Raw genomic sequence first — 22,165 nt, 5'->3', positions numbered from 1 at the left:
CCGCACATCCGTGCGAGCCGCCCCCTGCGGCGTGCCCGGCGGGCCGTGGAGCTGCCGCTGTGCCGTCGCCGGGTCGGCGCTACTGTGTCGGAGAGGGAGACAAAAGCCGCATATCCGCCAGATAGGACCTCTCCATGCCGCTCGCCCGCACCCTGTCGCGTGTGCTCGTGGAGCGGAACACCACGCGCGGGGAGCGCGCCGTGTTTCTCGGGTTCCTGCTCCTCGTGCTGGCCGCGATCGTCTCGGTGGAGTCCGTCACCCCGGGTGACCTGCGAGTGGTGCTGTTCGCGGGCCTGGTCCCGCTCGTCGGAGCCTTGGTGCTGAGTGTCCTGACCACCGCCGCGCTGGCCACCCTCGCCGGTGTCTGTATCGCGGTCTCGTATCCGCTCTTCGCACCGCACGAGCGTGACCCCGGACAGATGGCCGTCGTGCTGGCCGCGACCTGGACGGTCGGGATGCTCGCGCTCCTCATCGCGCGGCTCGGCTCCCAGCGCCAGTCCCTGCTGGAGCACACCCGGGGTGCCGCCGAGGCTGTCCAGCTCGCACTGCTGCGGCCGTTCCCGCTGCGGACCAGGGACTTCGTGGCGTACGGGGTGTACCTCGCGGCGGACGAGTACGCACGGGTGGGCGGCGACCTGTACGAGGTGATCGAGTCGCCCTTCGGGACCCGGGTGCTCGTCGCCGACGTGCGCGGCAAGGGCCTCGACGCCATCAACGCGGGGGCGGCCGTGCTCAGCGCCTTCCGGGTGGCGGGGTACGAGGAGCCGGGCCTCTCGGACCTGACCCGGCGCATGGAGAACATACTCGACCGCTACAACGAGTACGCCGAGACCATCGGCCAGGAACCGCGCCATGTCACGGCGCTCCTGGTGGAGTTCGCCCCGGACCGGCAGCGGATGCGGCTGGTGAACTGCGGGCATCTGGAGCCGTACGCCGTCCGCAGGGCCGGTGCGCGGCAGATCGGTCTGGGGGAGGCGGGGCTGCCGCTGGGGCTTGGGTTCCTGGTCCCCGAGGAGGAACGGACGCGCGCCGTCGTGGAGACACGGCTGCCCTACGGGGCCCGGCTGCTGCTGTTCACGGACGGGGTCACGGAGGCGCGGGACCGGCGGGGGGATTTCTACCCGCTGGCCGGGCGGCTGGAGAACTGGGCCGGTCTTGAGCCGGCCGCCCTGGTGCGGGAGATCGAGCAGGACCTCCACCGGTACGTCGGCGGACGGCTCCACGACGACGCGGCGATCCTGGTGATCACGGCCCGCTGAGCGGGCGGCCGGCGCACGGGACATTTGTCCTGCCGGAGTGCGGACGGTTCGCTCTGCCGGCCGGGGCGCCCGGCGCGGGAAGCTTCTCAGGTCGGAAACGAAGCCTCAGGGGGAGCCGGACATGACCGCAGTGAGCACGGAGCAGATCACCGCACAGACCACAGCACAGACCACGGCGCAGACCACGGCGCAGGCCACGGCGCAGACCACGGCGCAGACCACAGCGCAGACCACAGCGCAGGCCACGGCGCAGACCACGGCGCAGACCACAGCGCAGACCACAGCGCAGACCACTGCCCGGGGCACTGCGCCCGGCACGGAGCAGAACCCCGTCAAGCCGCTGCCCGCCTGGTACTTCCCGATCGTCGGCACCTTCGCGGGCATCTTCGACATCGCGCGGGCCTACCCGGCCGCGTACTGGCTGATCCCGGTCGTCGCCGCGGTGAACCTGACGCTCTCGCTCACGGTCCTGCGGACCCGGATGCGCTTCATGAGGGCGCTGTGGAAGAACAAGCGCACCCGGCTGCTGGCCGTCGGCCTCGTCGCGCTGCGGTTCGCGGTCCGCGGGGTGCTGGGGCTCGCCGGACTCGCCGTGGGGGAGGCCGTCGGCAGCGTACTGATCGGTGTGGTGATGGCCGTACTGGGCACCGCGATGGCCTGGGGCGACCAGTGGCTGATCCTGCGGACGCTGGAGCGCAGCCGGGCGCAGGGCGCCTGACCGGCCGCGGGTGCCGCTGGCCCTGACGGACCAGCACCCGTACGTACTCCTAGAGCGCCCCTCTGCGGGTCAGATAGTTGAAGCAGAGCCAGCCGGGCAGCACCGGCAGCCAGAACGTCAGCAGCCGGAAGAGCAGGACGGCGGCGGCCGCGGTCCCCGGGTCGACGCGGGCGATGATCAGCGCACCGGTCAGCGCCGTCTCGACGGCCCCCACCCCGCCGGGGGTCGGCACGGCGGACCCCACCGCGTTGCCGGTCAGGAAGACCACCGCGATGCTCGCGTAACTTATGGTCGAACCGCCGCCGAAGGCCCGGATCGAAGCGTCGAGGCACATCACGAACGCGCCGGTCAGCAGCAGCATCCCGCCGATACCGGTGAGCAGCTTGCGGGGCTGCTGGAGTACGTCGAGCATGCGTGGCACCACACCGGCGAACAGCGAACGCACCCGCGTGACAACGAACTTGCGCAGGAACGGCACCGCCGTCACCACCAGGGCCAGCACCGCGGCCGTCAGCAGACCGGCGATGACCGTACGGGACGGGGTCAGCGACGGGGTCTGCTCGGTGCCCGTCACATAGCCGAAGACCATCAGCAGCAGGATGTGGCTGCCGAGCCCGAAGAGCTGCGAGGCGCCGACACTGGCCACCGCGAGCCCCGGGCGCACGCCCGCGCGCTGCAGGAAACGGGTGTTGAGCGCCACCCCGCCGACCGCCGCGGGCGCCACCAGCTTCACGAAGGACCCGGCGACCTGCGCCGAAACGGCCCGCAGGAACGGCACCTTCTCCGGCACGAAGCCGAGCAGGCTCATCGCCGCCGCCACGTAACTCAGCGCGGAGAACAGCACCGCGATCGCGACCCAGCCCCATCGGGTGGTGGTGATCAGCTGGTGGTAGGGGATGTTCGCGAGCTGTGAGAGCAGGAAGTACGCGGCGACGGACCCGGCGATGACCGTGAACAGGGTGCGGAGCTTGACGCGTTCGAGCCGTACCGGTTCGGCGTGCGCCTGCGGCCGGATCAGCAGCACCTGGTGGCGGATCTGCGAGAGCAGGTCCTCCTCGCGTGCCCCGTCCAGCGCGTCGTCGATGGCCTCCTTCTCGGCCTTCTTCTCGGCGCGGGCGGCCTTGCGGCTGTCGCCCGGCGCCGCGTCGGCCCCGGCCTTCGCCCGCTTCGCCGTCTCCGACGCCTCGATCATGGCTTCCCGTTCGCGCTGTGCCCGCTCGCGGGCCAGCTGACGCAGGGTCGCCCGGGTCGACCTGCTCAGCGCCAGCGGCTGGAGCAGCGGCAGGCTGTCGGCCACCTTGTCGGGGCCGATGACCGCGACGGCGGACGTGACCGAGCGCTCGGCCCCGGCCCGCAGCCCCAGCGTGGTGAGCAGCTGCGCGATGTCCATCCGCAGCACGATGTCGCTCGCCGCGATCTCGCCGCCGCGCAGATCGGTGAGTATCACCCGGCCCGCCCGGTCCACCAGGATCGCGTCCCCGACGAGCCTGCGGTGGGCGATACGCCGGGACTGCAGCGCCTGCATCTGCCGCCAGGTGTTCTGCATCAGCTCGTCGGTGATCTCCTCGTCGGGCAGCGAGTCGAGGGAGCGGCCGCCGGTGTGCTCGTACACGAGCATCACCGCGTCGGGGCCCAGCTCGGACGTGGCGATCAGCTTCGGCGCGTTCGCCCCGGCCGCGATGGCCGCGTACGCGAGGAGCGCCTCCTGCTCCAGGGCCTGGCGCAGCGACTGGATGGAGCGGCCGGTGGAGATGGACCGCAGCGTGAGGCGGCGCCACACCCGGTAGAAGAAGCCCTGGGCCTGCTGCTCCCGGTCGACGACCGTGACGTCGAGCGGCCCGCCGTCCTCCAGCGTGACGAAGTAGCGCCGGCCCCGGTCGCCCTGTTCGGCGGAGTCGGGGATGTCCTCGGCGCGCATCGCGCTGACCGGGTTGAAGCCGACGTGCCGGAGCCCGGCGAGCAGCTGGCGGCCGGTGGGGCGGACGTTGGGCGAGCCGACCGCGTACAGCGTGCCGTAGGCGACGGTCCAGCCCAGCAGGATCGTCACGATGATCGAGAAGGGCGTGGTCTGCCTTCCGACCAGCACGGCGAAGGAGTTGACGAGGAGCACCACCCAGAGCGCCACCCGCCAGCGCGGTCTGCGGGCCATGCCGACGGCCGTCATATAGGCGATGACCGGGGCGAGATAGCCGTGCACTGGGTCGGTGAGCGTGCCGTTGGTGAGGGGCTGGGTGAGCGCCTCGGTGATCGACTTGGGTGCGGCCTTGGCGACCCAGAGGTCGGTGGCGAGCGCCGCTCCGTGGGCGAGTACGGCGGCCAGCACCCCGTCCGCGATCCGCAGACCGTCCCGTTTGACCAGCCGTTCGATCGCGAAGGCGACCGGCAGGATCAGTATGGCGATGGACGAGAAGAGCCCGGCGAGCTTGAGGAGCAGATCGGGTGTCTGGACGGTGCCGTTGTGGATGTCCTGGGCGAGACCCGATGTGGTGCCGTGGGCGAAGGCGGCGATGGCGAGGACCAGCGCGATGGCCAGGATGCCGGTGAGCAGGCGCAGCAGATCGGACGGGCGGTGCACCCGGGCGGCGAGCAGCGGCTCGTCCCCGGAGACCCGGTCGATGGGTGTCGCCCCACCGAACTCGGGGGGCGCGCCGGGGCCGGGGTGCGGTCCGGTGCCGGGGGGCGGTTCCGTACCGTCGCCCGAGCCCGAGCCCGAGCCCGAGCCCGAGCCCGAGCCCGTCCCGTCGCCCGAGCCCGGTTCCGTACCGTTGCCCGGGCCGGGGCCCGTCCCCGGCCGGGCCGGGGTGCCGACCCGCTCCGGCCGCGGTCCTGTCTCCGGCTTCGGCCCCGTCCCCGGCTCGCCCGGAGGAGTCTCGGAGTCGGGGGCGTTCGCCGCCTCCGGTGGCTCCTGCACGCCTGGCCCCTCCGTCGGTTCCTTCTCGTCTCGTATCACCGCGTTCCACCTCGGGGTGCTGGACCCGTGGGCGGAGCGGTGGGGCGCTGTGCGCGGGATACCCGGCCACCGCCCGGACGATGGTGGCATGTCCGGGCGGTGCGGGCAGGCATCAGGGCCCCTTTGCGGGAAATGGCCCGCTCTGCGGCGGGCCCGGCGCGTTGTCGGCGCTGTGGTGCAGGATGGGCCGGGTGAGTGCTGAGCTGCCGGAGTACGCGGAACGGGTGCTGGACGTCGCGGAGCTGATCCCGTCCGGCCGCGTCATGACGTACGGGGACATCGCCGAATGGCTGGGGGAGGGCGGCCCGCGCCAGGTGGGCCGGGTGATGGCCCTCTACGGCGGCGCAGCCCCGTGGTGGCGTGTGGTGCGCGCGGACGGTGCGCTGCTCGCGGGCCATGAGCTGCGTGCACTGGAGCACTACCGGGCGGAGTCGACCCCGCTGCGGGACGCCCCGCGGGCCGCACGGGAGGCGGAGGGCCATCTGCCGCGCCTGGACATGCGGCGGGCGCGGTGGGACGGCGGCGACGGGGCTCATGTCTGACAGCTTCCGCCATTCGGCCCTCCCGCGGGTGGTCCGGAACCCGTACGGAGTACACAGGGGGCCGAGACCCCTGGCACCGGGGCGCCCCGGCCCGGCCGCGTAGCGTCGGCCGAGCACCATGCTCCCCCACCCGCCCCGAACCCCCGATTCTCCCGCCCGCACATCCACGCACCCTTCCCAGGACCGGCGATCCACGTGAGCACCTCCACTTCCCACCGGGTACGGCAACGGGCCCCGGGCCCGTACCGGCTGGTGCGCACCCCGCCGGGCGCGGTGGATCCTCCCGTACTGGACGCACGGCAGCGTGCGGTGGTTGATCACCGCACCGGACCGCTGCTCGTGCTGGCCGGGCCTGGCACCGGCAAATCCACCACGCTGGTGGAGGCGGTGGCGCGGCGCATCGCCGAAGGGACGGACCCCGAACGGATTCTCGTCCTCACCTTCAGCCGCCGGGCCGCCGTGGAGCTGCGCGACCGGATGGCCGTACGGATCCAGGGCGGCGGGCCCCTCCCCGGCGAGCCGGGACCGTTCGCCGGCGGAGACCCGGGCGGCGCCGGTTCCAGGACCGGTACGTACGGACCGCAGGCGACCACTTTCCACTCCTTCTGCTACGCGCTGGTCCGCGCCCACCAGGACGCCGACCTCTTCGCCGAACCGCTGCGGCTGCTGTCGGGACCCGAGCAGGACGTCACGGTGCGGGAGCTGCTGGCCGGCCAGCTCGACCTGGGACGGATCCGCTGGCCCGACGAGCTGCGGGCCTGTCTGACGACCCGCGGCTTCGCCGACGAGGTGCGCGCCGTGCTCGCGCGCAGCCGGGAGCTGGGGCTCGGACCGGAGACCCTGGCCGCGTTCGCGGAGCGCACGGGCCGCCCCGACTGGCGTGCGGCGGCCGGATTCCTCGCCGAGTACCTGGACGTCCTCGACGCGCAGGGCGTGATCGACTACGCGGAGCTGGTGCACCGCGCGGTGCCGCTGGCCGAGCGGGCCGACCTCCGTTACGACGCGGTCTTCGTGGACGAGTACCAGGACACCGACCCGGCGCAGGTCCGGCTGTTGCGGGCGCTGGCGGGCGGCGGCCGGACCCTGGTCGCGTTCGGCGATCCGGACCAGTCGATCTACGCGTTCCGCGGCGCCGACGTGAACGGCATCCTGGACTTCCCCGACACCTTCGCCCGTACGGACGGCCGCCCGGCCCCCGTCGAGGTGCTGACCACCTCACGCCGCTCGGGCGCCGCCCTGCTCACGGCGACCCGGCTGCTCACCCAGCGCATGCCGCTGCCCCGGCTGCCCGCCGCGCAGGTCCGCGCCCACCGGGAACTCTCCGCGGTACGGGCCGGTGGCCGGACCGAGGCGTACACCTACCCGACGGCCGGCACCGAGCTGGACAACATCGCGGACATCCTGCGCCGGGCCCATCTGGAGGAGGGCGTGCCGTGGAACGAGATGGCGGTCCTGGTCCGTGCGGGCGGCCGTTCCATCCCGGCGGTGCGCCGCGCGCTGACCTCGGCCGGGGTCCCGCTGGACATCGCGGGCGACGACATGGCACTGCGCCACGAGCCCGCGGTGACCCCGCTGCTGACGGCGCTGCGGGCGGTGGCGGAAGCGGCGCTGGACAGCAGCGGTACGGGGGCGGGGCGCCCGGCGGGCGGTGGAGACGTCAGCGCGGACGGTGAACCGGCGGCAGGCGGGGACGTCAGCGCGGACGATGAACCGGCGGGCGGTGGAGACGTCAGCGCGGACGGTGAACCGGCGGCAGGTGGAGACGGCGTACCGGCAGGCGAACCGGCAGCCGGTGGAGACGGCGTACCGGCAGGCGGGGACGGCGTACCGGCCCGTGGTGAGGAGGACGGCCCGGCCCCCGGGCCCCCCGCCGCCCGGCTCTCCACCGCGACGGCCCTCACCCTGCTCACCTCACCCCTCGGCGGCATGGACGCCGCCGATCTGCGCCGGCTCGGCCGTGCCCTGCGCGACGAGGAACGGGCGGGCGGGAACCGGCTGCCCGCTCCCTCCGACGAACTGCTCGCCCGCGCACTCGCCGAGCCGGGACGGCTGATCGCGCACGACCCCGCGTACGCCAGGGGCGCCCAGCAGCTGGGCAAGCTCCTGAGCAGAACGCGCGCCCTCCTGGAGAACGGCGGCACCGCCGAACAGGCCCTGTGGGAGCTGTGGAGCGGCACCGGCTGGCCCCGGCGCCTGGAGCGCGCGGCCCTGCGGGGCGGAGCCGCCGGGCGCAACGCCGACCGTGACCTGGACGCCGTCTGCGCGCTCTTCGACACCGCGGCCCGCGCCGAGGACCGTACCGGCGGGCGCGGCGCGCTGAACTTCCTCGAAGAGGTGGACGCCCAGGACATCGCCGCCGACACCCTCTCCAAGCGGACCGTGCGCCCCGAGGCGGTCCAGCTCATGACCGCGCACCGCGCCAAGGGCCTGGAGTGGGGACTCGTCATTGTCGCCGGGGTGCAGGAAGGGCTGTGGCCCGATCTCAGGCGGCGCGGATCGCTCCTGGAGGCGGACCGGATCGGACGGGACGGGCTGGCCGAACCGCTCAGCCCCGGCGCGCTCCTCGCCGAGGAGCGCAGGCTCTTCTACGTCGCGGCGACCCGGGCCCGCGACCGGCTCGTGGTGACCGCGGTGAAGGCACCGGCCGACGACGGGGACCAGCCGTCGCGCTTCCTCACCGAGCTGGGGGTGGAGCCGAAGGACGTCACGGGCCGCCCCCGGCGCCCCCTCGCGGTGGCCCCGCTGGTCGCGGAGTTGCGCGCCACGACCGTCGACCCGAAGGCCTCCCCCGGACTGCGCGAGGCCGCCGCCCACCGGCTCGCCCGGCTGGCCGCCCTCACCGACGAGGAGGGCCAGCCGCTGGTGCCCGCGGCGCACCCGTACCGCTGGTGGGGGCTGTACGAGCCGACGCACTCCGCCGCCCCGGTACGCGACCCCGGGCAGCCGGTCGCGCTCTCCGGCAGCGCGCTGGAGCAGCTGGCCCGCACCTGTTCGCTCCAGTGGTTCCTGGGCCGCGAGGTGAAGGCCGACGCGCCCGCCACCGCCGCCCAGGGGTTCGGCAATGTGGTGCATGTCCTGGCGGACGAGGTGGCGTCCGGGCGTACCCCTGCCGACCTGGCCGTCCTGATGGAACGCCTCGACTCGGTCTGGAACTCGCTCGCCTTCGACGCGCCCTGGAAGTCCGGCCAGGAGAAGGAGAACGCCCGCGCGGCGCTGGAACGCTTCCTGCGCTGGCACGTCATGGACCGTGCGGGCCGCACCCCGGCCGCCACCGAGCACCCCTTCGACGTGACGCTGGAGGCCGGCGAGTACCAGGTGCGGATCCGGGGCTCCATGGACCGGGTCGAGCGGGACACCGAAGGCCGTGCGTACGTGGTCGACTTCAAGACCGGCAAGCAGGCGCCGACCAAGGACGAGGTGGCCCGCCATCCGCAGCTCGCCGTCTACCAGCTCGCCGTCCGCGAGGGCGCGGTGGACGAGGTCTTCGGCGGGCGGCGCCCCGAAGCGGGCGGCGCCGAACTCGTACAGCTGCGACAGGCCGCCCCCCGCAAGGAGGGCGGCGACGCGCTGCCCAGGGTCCAGTCGCAGGAACCGCTCGCGGGGGAGTGGGTCGGGGAGCTGCTGGCGACCGCCGCCGGGAAGGTGCTGGACGAGCGGTTCACCCCGACGACCGGCAGCCACTGCACCCACTGTGCGTTCCGGGCCTCCTGCAGTGCGCTGCCCGAGGGCACCCACATCGTGGAGTGACGGCTGTCCGTGAGCGGTGAGCGGTGAGCGGTCCCGGCGGGACTCGGGCGGGAATGTCACAGGGCGCCGTTAGCCTCTCTGAGGTGACCCCGCGCATCACCGACCCCGAGCAGCTCAAGGAGCTTCTCGGCATTCCCTTCACCCCGGAGCAGACGGCCTGCATCACAGCGCCGCCCGCCCCGCAGGTCATCGTGGCCGGAGCCGGTTCCGGGAAGACCACGGTGATGGCCGCGCGGGTGGTGTGGCTGGTGGGGACCGGGCAGGTCGCGCCCGAGCAGGTGCTCGGGCTGACCTTCACCAACAAGGCGGCGGGCGAGCTGGCCGAGCGCGTCCGCAAGGCCCTGGTCCGGGCCGGGGTGACCGACCCGGACGCCCCCGGACCGTCCCCGGCACCGGGCCCCCGCCCCTCGGCGCCTGCCGTGAGCACCGACCCGGCGGCCGGGAGCGCCGATCCGTACTACTCGCCGGGCGAGCCGCGCATCTCGACGTACCACGCCTTCGCCGGACAGCTGCTCACCGACCACGGTCTGCGGATCGGTCTTGAACCGTCCTCCCGGCTGCTCGCCGACGCCACCCGCTACCAGCTGGCCGCCCGGGTGCTCAAGGAGGCCCCCGGCCCCTATCCGGCGCTGACGAAGTCCTTCTCCTCACTGGTCAGCGATCTGCTGGCGCTGGACGGCGAGCTGGCCGAGCATCTGGTGACCCCGGAGGCGCTGCGTGCGTACGACACCGGGCTGCTGGACAGCCTGGAGAGCGCCCGGCTCTCCAACGCCGAGCTGCGCAAGGTCCCGGAGGCCGCGTGGGCCCGCCGTGAACTGCTCGATCTGGTGAGCCGGTACCGCGCGGCCAAACACAGCCGTGACCTGCTCGACTTCGGCGACCAGATCGCCCTCTCCGCCGAGCTGGCGCTGACCAGGCCCGAGGTGGGGACCCTGCTGCGGGACGAGTTCCGGGTGGTCCTGCTCGACGAGTACCAGGACACATCCGTCGCCCAGCGGCTGCTGCTCTCCGGCCTCTTCGGGGCAGGCAGCGGCCACGCGGTGACCGCCGTGGGCGACCCCTGCCAGGCGATCTACGGCTGGCGCGGCGCGTCCGTCGCCAACCTGGACGACTTCCCCGAGCACTTCCCGTACGCGGACGGGAGCCCCGCCACCCGCTTCTCGCTGAGCGAGAACCGGCGCAGCGGCGGCCGTCTCCTCGACCTGGCCAACGGTCTGGCGGCCCCGCTGCGCGCGATGCACGCGGGCGTCGAAGCACTGCGTCCCGCGCCGGGCGCCGAGCGGGACGGCATGGTGCGGTGCGCCCTGCTCCGTACACACGAGGAGGAGATCGGCTGGCTCGCCGACTCGCTCGCGCATCTGGTGCGCACCGGCAAGGACCCGGGCGAGATCGCGGTGCTCTGCCGCACCGCCGGGGACTTCGCGCAGATCCAGGGCGCGCTGGTGGCCCGGGACGTGCCGGTCGAGGTGGTCGGCCTCTCGGGGCTGCTGCACCTGCCCGAAGTCGCCGATCTGGTGGCGGTCTGCGAGGTGCTCCAGGACCCGGGGGCCAACGCCTCGCTGGTCCGGCTGCTGACCGGGCCGCGCTGGCGGATCGGCCCGCGCGACCTGGCGCTGCTGGGCCGCAGGGCGCGGCTTCTCGTACGGCACGGCGGCGCGGCGGGCGACGACGGGGCTGACGCGGACCAGCGGCTCGCGGAGGCCGTCGAGGGGGTCGACCCGGCCGAGGTGGTCTCGCTGGCGGACGCGCTGGACACGTTCCTGACGGCCGGCGGCGGGGTCCCGGACGGGGGGCCCGCGGACGGGAGCCCTGCGGACTGGGGCGGCGGGCAGGGGGACGGGACGGGCGCCGGGCTTGCGGACGGGGGGCGTGGCGGGCGTCCGGACGGGGTGCGGGGCGGGCGTACGGACGACGGGCTTCCGTTCTCGGCCGATGCCCGGGTGAGGTTCGCCCGGCTCGCCGCCGAACTGCGCGATCTCCGGCGCTCGCTGGCCGACCCCCTGATGGACGTACTGCACCGGGTGCTCGCCACCACGGGTCTTGAGGTCGAGCTGTCGGCCTCCCCGCACGCGCTGGCCGCCCGCCGCCGCGAGACCCTCTCGCAGTTCCTGGACATAGCGGCGGGCTTCGCCTCGCTGGACGGCGAGGCGAGCCTGCTGGCCTTCCTGGCCTTTCTGCGGACGGCGGCCCAGTACGAGAAGGGCCTGGACAACGCACTGCCCGGCGGCGAGAACACCGTGAAGGTCCTCACCGCTCACAAGTCCAAAGGCCTCGAATGGGATGTGGTCGCCGTCCCTGGCCTGGTGACCGGACAGTTCCCGAGCGGGCAGTCCCGCGAGGTGTGGACCGCGCAGCCGAAGGTGCTGCCGCACGCCCTGCGCGGCGACGCGGCGACGCTTCCCGGGGTCGGCGCGTGGGACGCGAAGGGACTGGCCGCCTTCAAGGCGGCGATGAAGTCCCACCAGCACACGGAGGAACTCCGCCTGGGGTACGTCACCTTCACCCGCCCCCGCTCGCTGCTCCTCGGCTCGGCCCACTGGTGGGGTCCGAGCCAGAAGCGCCCGCGCGGTCCTTCGGACTTCCTGCTCGCGCTGCAGGAGCACTGCGCCGCGGGGTACGGCGAGACGGAGATCTGGGCGGACGCCCCGGAGGAGGACGAGGAGAACCCGGCGCTGCGGGACGCGGCGGCGGACCACGCCTGGCCCCTGCCGCTGGACGAGACGTCACTGCGCCGCCGCAGGGCGGCGGCGGAACTGGTGCTGGACAAGCTCAGCGAGCTGAACGGGCAGGACGAGCCGACCGACCCGACAGACCAGACCGGGCAGCACGAGCCGACCGACCCGACCGGGCAGGACGAGCTACACGAGCAGGACGAGCTGACCGAGCCGACCGGGCAGGACGAGGACCGGGGCCCGGGACAGCACCCCGGGCCAACGGCCCCGCACGACGACCCCGCCCCGCACGGCACCCGGGCCCCCGCCCCGCACGACGCCCCCGCCCCGCCCGGCACCCCCGCCCCTCCGCACGTGCCCCATGCCCGGACCCCCCTCACCCCCGAGGACGCCCGCACGCTCACCTCCTGGGACCGTGATCTCGACGCGCTCACGGCCGAACTGCTCCGCGCCAGAAGCACCGTGCGCGACGTCCCCGTGCCCCGCACCCTCACCGCGACCCAGCTGCTGCGCCTCGCCGAGGACCCCGACGCGTTCGCGCAGGAGCTGGCCCGGCCCATGCCCCGCCCGCCGCAGCCCGCCGCCCGCCGCGGCACCCGCTTCCACGCCTGGGTCGAGTCGCGTTTCGACGAGCTGCCGCTGCCCATGCTCGGACCCGACGAGCTGCCCGGCGGTGACGACGACGAACCGGTGATCGCCGACGAGCGGGAGCTGGCCGAACTGAAGGACGCCTTCGAGCGCACCCCGTACGCCGGGCGTACGCCCCACCGGGTCGAGGCCCCCTTCACGCTCACCCTCGCGGGACGGGTGATCCGCGGCCGGATGGACGCCGTCTACCGCACCGGCCGCGACACCTACGAGATCGTCGACTGGAAGACCCACCGGGCCCACACCGCCGACCCGCTCCAGCTGGCCGTCTACCGGCTGGCCTGGGCCGAGCAGCACCACATCCCGCTCACCTCGGTCTCGGCCGTGTTCCTCTACGTACGGACCGGAGAAGTGGTCCGGCCCGCGCGGCTGCCGGGCCGGGCCGGTCTTGAGCGGATCCTGCTGGGCGATCCGGCGGACCCCGCTCCAGCCCCACCGGCGGATCCGCCGGGCGAGCCACCCCGACCGGCCCGTTAGGCTCGATGGCATGAGCGACACCCCGGACAGCGCTGTCCGCACGTACCTGGACCAGCACCGCGGGTCCTTCCTCGCCGACCTGGCCGACTGGCTGCGCATCCCCTCCGTCTCCGCGCAGCCGGAGCACGCGGCCGATGTACGCCGCAGCGCCGACTGGCTGGCCGCCGCACTCCGCGAGACCGGCTTCCCGGTCACCGAGATCCTCGATACGCCCGGCGCCCCCGCGGTGTTCGCCGAGTGGCCTTCGGGCGACCCCCAGGCGCCGACCGTCCTCGTCTACGGCCACCACGACGTCCAGCCCGCCGCGGTCGACGACGGCTGGCACACCGACCCCTTCGAGCCGGTCGTCAGGGACGGCCGGATGTACGGCAGGGGCGCGGCGGACGACAAGGGCCAGGTGTTCTTCCACACACTCGGGGTCCGCGCGCACCTCGCCGCCACCGGCCGCACGGCCCCCGCCGTCAACCTCAAACTTCTGGTGGAGGGCGAGGAGGAGTCCGGCTCCCCGCACTTCAGGGAGCTGGTCGAGCAGCACGCCGAGCGGTTCGCAGCCGATGTGGTGATCGTCTCGGACACCGGGATGTGGTCCGGGACGACGCCGACCGTCTGCACCGGTATGCGCGGCCTCGCCGAGTGCGAGATCACCTTCGAAGGCCCCGAGCAGGACATCCACTCGGGCTCCTTCGGCGGCGCCGTCCCGAACCCGGCCACCGCGGCCGCCCGGCTGGTGGCCGCACTGCACGACGCCGATGGACGGGTCACCGTCCCCGGTTTCTACGACGGTGTCGCGGAGCTCACGGACGCCGAGCGCGAGCTCTTCGCCGAGCTGCCTTTCGACGAGGCCGAGTGGCTGCGGACCGCCAAGTCCCGGGCGGCGGCCGGTGAGCGCGGCCACACCACGCTGGAGCGGATCTGGGCCCGCCCGACCGCCGAGGTCAACGGCATCGGCGGCGGCTACCAGGGCACCGGTGGCAAGACCGTCGTCCCGTCGTCCGCCATGGTGAAGCTGTCGTTCCGGCTGGTGGCGGGCCAGGACCCGGTGCGGATCGAGCGGCTGGTCACCGAGTGGGCGGCCGGCCGGGCGGAGCCCGGGATCCGCCAGCAGGTCATATTCAGCGCAGGTACCCGGCCGTGTCTGACCCCGCTTGACCACCCGGCGCTCCAGTCCGTCGTACGGGCGATGGGCCGGGCGTTCGGCGAGAAGATCCGCTTCACCCGGGAGGGCGGCTCGGGCCCCGCCGCCGATCTCCAGGACGTCCTCGGTGCCCCGGTGCTCTTCCTGGGCATCTCCGTGCCGTCCGACGGCTGGCACGCACCGAACGAGAAGGTCGAACTCGACCTGCTGTTCAAGGGTGTGGAGACCACCGCCTATCTGTGGGGCGACATGGCCGCCGCCCTGCGCTGAGAACGCCGAACCGAACCACCAGTACACGAGGGGGAGTTGGAAGCACCTGTGAGCAACTTCAGCAATGCCACCGAAGGTCACGCGAGCCAGGGCGGGACCGCTGACGACCGGGCCGCCGCCGGTGCCGCCGGGACCGTCACCGGTACGGATCCGCACCGGCCGATCGGTCTGACCGCCCCGAGCGGCATCGACCGGGCCGCCCACCACCGCCTCGACGAGGCATGGCTGGCCGCGGCCTGGAGCCACCCGACGACCCGGGTGTTCGTGGTCTCCGGCGGCCAGGCGCTGATCGACGAGACACCGGACGGCCGGACCGAACTGCTCAAGACCCCGTCGTTCGAGGCCCCCCTCACCGAGGAGCACCGCTACTTCCTGGGCACGGACGCGGACGGAGTGCGCTACTTCGCGCTCCAGAAGGACACCCTCCCCGGCCGGATGGACCAGTCCGCCAGGCCCGCCGGGCTGCGTGAGGCGGGGCTGCTGCTCTCGCCGCTCGACGCCGGGCTTCTGGTGCACGCGGTGGCGCTGGAGAACTGGCAGCGGCTGCACCGCTTCTGCTCCCGCTGCGGCGAGCGCACCGTCATCGCCGCCGCCGGCCACATCCGGCGCTGTCAGGCGTGCGGGGCCGAGCACTACCCGCGTACCGACCCGGCGGTGATCATGCTCGTCACCGACGAACACGACAGGGCGCTGCTCGGCCGGCAGGTGCACTGGCCGGAGGGCCGGTTCTCCACGCTCGCCGGTTTCGTCGAGCCGGGCGAGTCCATCGAGGCCGCGGTGGCGCGTGAGGTGTTCGAGGAGGCGGGCGTCACGGTCGGCACCGTGCAGTACGTCGCCAGCCAGCCCTGGCCCTTCCCGTCCAGCCTGATGCTCGGCTTCATGGCGCAGGCCACGTCATCCGAGATCACCGTGGACGGCGAGGAGATCAGCGAGGCCCGCTGGTTCTCGCGGGAGGACCTGCGCTCCGCGATCGAGGCCGGGGATGTGCTGCCCCCTTCCGGTATCTCGATCGCGGCAAGACTGGTGGAGCTCTGGTACGGCAAGCCGCTGCCGAAGCCGGCGGCCTGACCGGCCGAGCGCGGTGACTGCGGTGACTGCGATTGATGTGCCGGCGAGGGTGCCCGGGGAAGTGGTCACCGGCTGCCCCTGTCCGCCCTCGCCGGGTGTGGTGTGTCGTCGGGCTCGAACGCTCGCGCTGTTGCTCTCCAACTCGCGCTGTTGCTCTTCAAGGGGACATCGATGGAACTCGCCCAGGTCCGCCTCCTGGTCACGGACTTCTCCAGCTGCTACCGCTTCTACCGGGACGTACTGGGGCTGAAGCCGCAGTTCGACGCGGAGGACGGCCCGTACGCGAAATTCACGCCCGAAGGCGGCACCGCGGGCATCGCCCTGCAGGAACGCGCGCACATGGCGCAGGTCCTGGGCGAACTCGCCGCGGAGCCGACGGGCTACCGGTCCCTGGTCGTCCTGCGGGTCGACGACATCGACCGCTACTGCGAGGAGATCACCTCGCGGGGCGCCGTACTCACCCACGGCCCTGCCCCCATGGGGGACCGTATGCGCGTCGCCCACCTCATGGACCCGGAGGGAAACCTCGTGGAACTCCAGGAGTGGCTCGCCCTGCGCGGGTGATGAACCGCGACCCGCCACACACCGCACCCGGGGCTGTCGCCACGACAGGCGCAGCGCAAGACCCCCGTACCGGTTCGGCACGAGGGTCTGTCCGTGTGGAGCGGGGAGGGCGGGGTGGGGTCAGGCGGCCATGGCCTGCTTGACCTGCGCGAGCGAAGGGTTCGTCAGCACCGACTCACTGCCGGAGTCGGAGACCACCTGAACCGTGGGCACGGTCTGGTTGCCGCCGTTCGCCTTCTCCACGAAGGCCGCGGAATCGGCGTCGTGCTCGATGTTCACCTCGGTGTACGCGATGCCCTCACGGTCCATCTGGCCCTTCAGCCGACGGCAGTAGCCGCACCACGTGGTGCTGTACATCGTCACAGTGCCCGGCATGTCTCGCGCTCCTCTGTTGCTGCTTCGCCCGCAGCCTTCTGTACTGCTTCGTCCGATACATGGGGATTTCCTAGGGGCGACCCCGGGAAATCACATGCCGGTAGAACGTACGTGACCGGCCAGCCATTCCCGTTCCCCGGAGGGGCCCGGCGGACGGCCGGCGGCGGCCAGGACGGCCGGGACCAGGTCGGCCGAGAGCACGACGGCCGCGACCGGTACGACTGCGGTACGCGACCGGTACTACTATGGTCCGGTCCCTGTGGACAACGGATCCATCGGGTGCGGGAGACCTGGCAGCATGGCGGGGTGACTGCAGCAACGCACGCCTCTCTCTTCCCGCAGGTCCCGGACTCCGCCGACGCGGTGCTCGACGGGCTCGACCCCGAGCAGCGCGAGGTCGCGACCGCCCTGCACGGTCCGGTGTGCGTGCTGGCCGGAGCGGGCACGGGCAAGACCCGCGCGATCACGCACCGCATCGCCTACGGGGTGCGCGCAGGGATTCTGCAGCCCTCCACGGTGCTCGCCGTGACCTTCACCAACCGCGCGGCCGGAGAGATGCGCGGGCGGCTGCGCCAGCTCGGCGCGGGCGGTGTCCAGGCGCGCACGTTCCACTCGGCGGCGCTGCGCCAGCTCCAGTTCTTCTGGCCCAAGGCGGTCGGCGGCGAGGTGCCCAGGCTCGTCGAGCGCAAGGTCCAGCTGGTCGCGGAGGCCGCCGCGCGCTGCGGTGTCCGGCTCGACCGGAACGAGCTGCGGGACGTGACGGGGGAGATCGAGTGGTCCAAGGTCACCCAGACCGTGCCCGCCGACTACCCGGCCGCCATCGCGAAATCGGCGCGCGATGCGCCCCGGGGCCCGGCCGAGATCTCCCAGATCTACGCGATGTACGAGCAGCTCAAGCGCGACCGCGGAGTGATCGACTTCGAGGACGTACTGCTGCTGACCGTCGGAATCCTGCAGGACCGGCACGACATCGCCGACCGGATCCGCAGCCAGTACCAGCACTTCGTGGTCGACGAGTACCAGGACGTCAGCCCGCTCCAGCAGCGGCTACTCGAACTGTGGGTGGGGGACAGGGAGGACCTCTGCGTCGTCGGCGACGCCGGCCAGACCATCTACTCCTTCACTGGCGCCACCCCCGACCACCTGCTCAACTTCCGGGTCCGCCATCCGCAGGCCACAGTGGTGAAGCTGGTCCGGGACTACCGCTCGACACCCCAGGTCGTCCACCTGGCCAACGGGCTGCTGGCACAGGCGCGCGGCCGGGCCGCCGAGCACCGCCTTGAACTGATCTCGCAGCGCTCGCCGGGGCCCGAGCCCGTCTACAAGGAGTACGGGGACGAGCCCACGGAGGCCGAGGGGACCGCGCGCCGGATCCGGGACCTGATCGCAGCGGGCGTCCCCGCTTCCGAGATCGCCGTGCTGTACCGGATCAACGCCCAGTCCGAGGTCTACGAGCAGGCGCTGGCCGACGCGGGCGTGCCCTACCAGCTGCGCGGAGCCGAGCGGTTCTTCGAACGGCCCGAGGTCCGGGAGGCCGGGGTAGCGCTGCGCGGAGCCGCCCGTGCAGGGGGCAACGACCCGCTGCTCGACGACGCGGTGGATCTGCCGTCCCAGGTGCGTGCGGTGCTCGGCACCAAGGGATGGCGGGCGGAGGCCCCCGCAGGATCCGGTGCGGTCCGGGACCGCTGGGAGTCACTGGCGGCGCTGGTGCGCCTGGCCGAGGACTTCGCCAGGGCCAGGGAGGGGGCGACCCTCTCGGATCTGGTCGCCGAGCTGGACGAGCGGGCGGCGGCGCAGCATGCCCCGACCATCGAGGGCGTCACCCTGGCCTCGCTGCACTCGGCGAAGGGGCTGGAGTGGGACGCGGTGTTCCTGGTCGGTCTCACCGAAGGCATGATGCCGATCACCTACGCCAAGACCGACGCCCAGGTCGAGGAGGAGCGCCGGCTGCTCTATGTGGGCATCACCCGTGCCCGGCTGCACCTCACACTCTCCTGGGCACTGTCCCGGTCTCCCGGGGGGAGGGCCTCCCGCCGGGCCAGCCGCTTCCTCAGCGGGCTGCGGCCGGGTTCGGCTGCCACCGCCGGGCTGCGCGGCGCCGACGGTGGTGCGGGCGGGATCGAGCGGGGGACGGCGGTCCGCCGGAAGCACCGCGGGCCCGTGCGGTGCCGGGTCTGCGGAAAGACGCTGACCGACGGCGGCGAGATGAAGCTGATGCGCTGCGAGGAGTGCCCGTCCGACATGGACGAGGCGCTCTACGAGCGGCTGCACGAGTGGCGTTCCGTCCAGGCCCAGGAGACGGGGCAGCCCGCGTTCTGCGTGTTCACCGACAAGACCCTGATGGCCATCGCCGAGGCCGTGCCGTCGAGCGAGAGCGAGCTGACGCGGATCGCCGGTGTCCCGGCCCGGAAGATCGCGCGGTTCGGGGCCGATGTGCTGAAGATCTGTGCAGGCCAGGAGCTTGCGGGCGAGGACGGGGAAGACTGACCGAAACTCGTCGAGAAAATAGTTTGCGCACGCCCCGGGAACCCCCTTAGGTTCTTAACCACGGGAACAGCGACTTCTCTGAAGCCCTGGTTCCGTGCTGTACTTGATCCACAGCTTTACGTGACCTATACGAATGGGACGCGGCCCCCGGGCCCCAGCTCCCCGAGACGCCGAGAGGAGGCGAGACCAGTGGCAACCACGACGAAGACCAAAATGACTGACCGCTCGGTCGTCGCCACCTGCCTGCTCGGCTCCTCCTTCCGTGGGATCGGTCTGTCCGGCTTCTCTGCCGTCAGCCCTGTTTCCCCCGTGGGCCTTCCCGTTCGGGACCGTAATGAGCGACCGACCCAGGCACCGGAAGCAGCAGTAGCAATCGCGGGGATTCCGTCCTATGCGTTTGCGGCAGCCGGTGCCGAGTTCGGCCAGCAGGCAACGCAGCATCACACGATGTGGGCCTTCCGTGGGCTCGAACCCTGGAGTGATCCAGTCTGATCCAGCATCAGGCAGGCGCCTTCAGGGCCGCGGAACCCCACCCGGGATCCGCGGCCCTTTTGTTTGTACTGGGCCACCAGACGACCTTCGGTCAAACAGACCGGAACGACCAGACGAGGAATGAAACCACCGTGCAAATCGAAGCGCACGCCCCGTCCGTACCGCCCTCACAGACGCTCTCGCCCCCTGTTGCCCCGGAGGATCCCACCGTGTTCCCGCTCACCGCGCTGACCGTTCTCGACGACGCCATCGAGAACCTCGACGCGCCCGTACCCTGCCGCGCCTACGACCCGGAGGTCTTCTTCGCCGAGACCCCGGCGGACGTCGAGTACGCCAAGTCGCTCTGCCGCACCTGCCCGCTGGTCGAGGCCTGCCTCGCAGGCGCCAAGGAGCGTCGGGAGCCCTGGGGTGTCTGGGGCGGTGAGCTCTTCGTCCAGGGCGTCGTCGTCGCCCGCAAGAGGCCGCGTGGTCGTCCGCGCAAGAACCCGGTCGCGGCATGAAACTCAACGGCCCCGGAACGATCGACCGTCCCCAGAAGCACGATCCCCAGAAGCAGGACCCGATGACCTCCTCCACCAGCGAGCCGTCCGGCTCCGCAACCCCAGTCGTCACCACCACCGGCGCGACCGCCTCGCGTCAGAACAGGACCCGTGAGATGCAACTCATCCCAGAAGCCATGGCTCGTGCTCATATGCACGAGCGCCACAGGGAGGCCCATATCGAACGCCAGGCTCTGCGCCTGGTGGCCGCCCGCCGTATGCAACGCCGCGCCGAACGCGTGTCGTTGCGCGCCCGCCGCGCGCTCGCCATGGCGGTCATGCAGTAACAGCCTTGGTAAAGCAGCGAAGTCGCAGCGGATCGGATCAGACCAGACTGACCGGACCGGACCGGACCGGACCGGACCAGTGCGGCAACGCGGTAGAGCGATAACGCGGTAACACGAAAGACGCGCCCAGAGCGCGAAGGACAGCGGGGGCCGGTCGGATGCGACCGGCCCCCTGGCGTGTCCAGACCGGGCGTGTCCAGGCTGGGCATGTCCCGACCGTGCACGTCCAGAACCGGCATGGGGGCCTGGGGTGTTCCGGGCCGGCATGTTCCGGAGCCGTCGGTAGCGGGCCGGTCAGGCGCGCGCCTGGGCGGGAGGGAGCCCCTGCTCCGGGACAGCGTCCGCGCCCTGTTCCGTACCGTCGTCCGAGTCGAGGTCCGCGCCGGGCTCGGTCTCCTTCTCCGCGTCCTCCCCCGAGCTCTTCTCCGCGCTGTTCCCTGTGCTCTTCTCCGTGCTCTTCTCCGTGGCCTGTGCCGGGAGTTGGTCGAGGTCCTGCTCCGGGAGTCCGGTCTCCACGGTCTCCGGAAGGAACCCCGGCATCCAGTCTTCGAGCTCGCCCCGGAGCCGCACGGTCGCACCCAGCTGGCAGAGCACTCCGATGGTGCTCAGTGTCACCCGGTGGATCAGCAGATAGGACGGCGGCAGATTGAGCTGCTTGCCCAACTGATGGGCGGGGGAACGGGGATCGGCGATCCTCGCCGCCTGGGCCCGCATCCAGCCCCGGCTGAACGTGAACTCCTCAGCCTGCACCGGCTCGATGATCGGTACCAGATACTCCAGAACCGCTTCCGGATCGAGCTCGATGGACTCCTTGACGAACCCCTCCTCGCAGAGCATCTCGTAGACGGCCGACGCCTCTCCCTCGATCGTCATCCGCAGAGCCTGGCCGATCGTGGCCGGGAGCCCGCCCGGCAGCCGGTCCACCGTCCCGAAGTCGAGCACCCCCAGCCGCCACCGTGCCGCGGCCCCCTCGGCGGCGGTACCGTCCGCGGGGCCGCCGTCCTCCGCCGGCCGGCCGGCCGTGTCCCCGGCCTCATCTCCGCGCCCGCCCTCATCTGCGGGCAGCAGTCGGAAGTTGCCCGGATGCGGGTCGGCGTGCAGCAGCCCGGTGCGGGCCGGGCCGGAGAAGAGGAAACGGGCGAGCAGCTGCCCCGCCCGGTCACGCTGTTCCTCCGTGCCGTCCGAGATCACATCGGCCAGCGGGATCCCGTCGATCCACTCGGTCACCAGCACCTGGTCGCTCTGGTGCACCACACCGGGCACCACCACGTCCGGATCCCCGGCGAACTCCTCCGCGTGCTCCCGCTGCGCGTCCGCCTCCAGCTCGTAGTCCAGTTCCTCGGACACGCGGTCCCGCAGTTCGGCGATGAGCGGCTTGATGTCCATGCCGGGAATCAGCGGTCCGAGGAGCCGCGCGAACCGGCTCAGCTGGCTGAGATCCGACAGCAGTGCCTCACCGGCCCCCGGATACTGCACCTTGACCGCCACCGCCCGCCCGTCGTGCCACACCGCGCGGTGCACCTGGCCGATGGAAGCGGCGGCCGACGGCTTGTCGTCGAACTCGACGAACAGCTCACGCCACTCCGTACCCAGCTGAGCCTCCAGCACGGCATGCACCGTCTGCACCGGCATGGGCGGGGCGGATTCCTGGAGCTTGGTCAGCGCCGCCCGGTAGGGGCCTGCGATCTCCTCGGGCAGGGCGGACTCGAAGACCGAGAGTGCCTGCCCCATCTTCATGGCCCCGCCCTTCAGCTCGCCCAGGACCTTGAAGAGCTGCTCGGCCGTGCGCTGCTGCACCTCACGTGCCACGATCTCCGCGGACCTGCCGCCGATCCGCTTGCCCAGGCCCCAGGTGGCGCGGCCGGCGAAACCGAGTGGGAGCGACGCCAGCTTGGCGGTACGTGTGACCGCTTTCCGGGGAAGATCAGACATGCG

General features: G+C 72.5%; 14 protein-coding genes and 1 pseudogene. 12 read left to right on the top strand and 3 right to left on the bottom strand.

Annotated elements, in window-relative coordinates:
• The first annotated feature begins 134 nt into the window (after positions 1–134).
• Together ACFXBC_RS25465 and ACFXBC_RS25460 are read left to right on the top strand one after the other, a co-directional pair.
• Positions 135–1,259 carry a PP2C family protein-serine/threonine phosphatase gene (locus tag ACFXBC_RS25465; RefSeq protein ID WP_385028815.1) on the top strand — a complete coding sequence of 375 codons (1,125 nt, stop codon included), beginning with the start codon at positions 135–137 and terminating at the stop codon, positions 1,257–1,259.
• Positions 1,260–1,380: 121 nt separating this feature from the next.
• Entirely contained in the window at positions 1,381–1,977 is a 597-nt protein-coding gene (locus ACFXBC_RS25460) for a hypothetical protein (RefSeq protein ID WP_385028812.1), read from the top strand.
• 49 nt (positions 1,978–2,026) lie between these two features.
• Here ACFXBC_RS25460 and ACFXBC_RS25455 read toward each other — a convergent pair whose 3' ends face one another.
• Entirely contained in the window at positions 2,027–4,888 is a 2,862-nt protein-coding gene (locus ACFXBC_RS25455; RefSeq protein ID WP_385028809.1) for a lysylphosphatidylglycerol synthase domain-containing protein, read from the bottom strand.
• 221 nt (positions 4,889–5,109) lie between these two features.
• Between ACFXBC_RS25455 and ACFXBC_RS25450 the strand changes: the two genes are divergently transcribed.
• The 6 genes from ACFXBC_RS25450 to ACFXBC_RS25425 all read left to right on the top strand — a co-directional run bounded on the left by ACFXBC_RS25450 (position 5,110) and on the right by ACFXBC_RS25425 (position 16,050).
• The gene (locus tag ACFXBC_RS25450; RefSeq protein WP_385028806.1) at positions 5,110–5,469 is read left to right on the top strand and encodes an MGMT family protein; all 360 of its coding nucleotides are present in this window, start codon (positions 5,110–5,112) and stop codon (positions 5,467–5,469) included.
• 195 nt (positions 5,470–5,664) lie between these two features.
• Positions 5,665–9,216, top strand: a complete 3,552-nt coding sequence (locus ACFXBC_RS25445) for a UvrD-helicase domain-containing protein (protein ID WP_385028803.1) — start codon at positions 5,665–5,667, stop codon at positions 9,214–9,216.
• An 83-nt stretch (positions 9,217–9,299) separates the two neighbouring features.
• Positions 9,300–13,013, top strand: a complete 3,714-nt coding sequence (locus tag ACFXBC_RS25440) for a UvrD-helicase domain-containing protein (RefSeq protein ID WP_385028800.1) — start codon at positions 9,300–9,302, stop codon at positions 13,011–13,013.
• A gap of 10 nt (positions 13,014–13,023) precedes the next feature.
• A complete protein-coding gene (locus tag ACFXBC_RS25435) occupies positions 13,024–14,418 on the top strand; it encodes a dipeptidase (RefSeq protein WP_385028797.1) in 1,395 nt (464 codons plus the stop codon).
• 162 nt (positions 14,419–14,580) lie between these two features.
• Entirely contained in the window at positions 14,581–15,486 is a 906-nt protein-coding gene (gene nudC, locus ACFXBC_RS25430) for an NAD(+) diphosphatase (protein WP_385028833.1), read from the top strand.
• 171 nt (positions 15,487–15,657) lie between these two features.
• Positions 15,658–16,050, top strand: a complete 393-nt coding sequence (locus ACFXBC_RS25425; RefSeq protein ID WP_385028794.1) for a VOC family protein — start codon at positions 15,658–15,660, stop codon at positions 16,048–16,050.
• A gap of 120 nt (positions 16,051–16,170) precedes the next feature.
• Here ACFXBC_RS25425 and ACFXBC_RS25420 read toward each other — a convergent pair whose 3' ends face one another.
• Complete coding sequence (locus tag ACFXBC_RS25420) at positions 16,171–16,425, bottom strand: mycoredoxin (protein ID WP_385028791.1); 255 nt, start codon at positions 16,423–16,425, stop codon at positions 16,171–16,173.
• A gap of 306 nt (positions 16,426–16,731) precedes the next feature.
• On the opposite strand from ACFXBC_RS25420, the gene ACFXBC_RS25415 reads away from it, so the two are divergent.
• The 4 genes from ACFXBC_RS25415 (at position 16,732) to ACFXBC_RS25400 (ending at position 20,230) form a co-directional block, all read left to right on the top strand.
• Positions 16,732–18,912: an ATP-dependent DNA helicase UvrD2 gene (locus ACFXBC_RS25415; RefSeq protein WP_385028788.1), complete on the top strand. Its 2,181-nt coding sequence runs from the start codon at positions 16,732–16,734 to the stop codon at positions 18,910–18,912.
• Between the two features lie 213 nt (positions 18,913–19,125).
• On the top strand, positions 19,126–19,404 hold the full coding sequence (locus ACFXBC_RS25410; RefSeq protein ID WP_385028830.1) for a hypothetical protein: 279 nt from the start codon (positions 19,126–19,128) through the stop codon (positions 19,402–19,404).
• 131 nt (positions 19,405–19,535) lie between these two features.
• The gene (locus ACFXBC_RS25405; RefSeq protein WP_385028785.1) at positions 19,536–19,904 is read left to right on the top strand and encodes a WhiB family transcriptional regulator; all 369 of its coding nucleotides are present in this window, start codon (positions 19,536–19,538) and stop codon (positions 19,902–19,904) included.
• Positions 19,901–20,230, top strand: coding sequence for a hypothetical protein (locus ACFXBC_RS25400; RefSeq protein ID WP_385028783.1), 330 nt, complete (start codon positions 19,901–19,903; stop codon positions 20,228–20,230). Before ACFXBC_RS25405 ends, ACFXBC_RS25400 begins: the two co-directional genes overlap by 4 nt.
• A gap of 518 nt (positions 20,231–20,748) precedes the next feature.
• On the opposite strand, the pseudogene ACFXBC_RS25395 reads toward ACFXBC_RS25400, so the two are convergent.
• A pseudogene (locus tag ACFXBC_RS25395) lies at positions 20,749–22,162 on the bottom strand (ABC1 kinase family protein); the annotation flags it as partial.
• Positions 22,163–22,165: the final 3 nt, after the last annotated feature.

It is taken from the genome of Streptomyces sp. NPDC059398 (assembly GCF_042751845.1).
Taxonomy (GTDB): domain Bacteria; phylum Actinomycetota; class Actinomycetes; order Streptomycetales; family Streptomycetaceae; genus Streptomyces.
The sequence above is the reverse complement of the archived record's forward strand: the minus strand, read 5'-3'. Positions and strand labels throughout refer to the sequence as shown.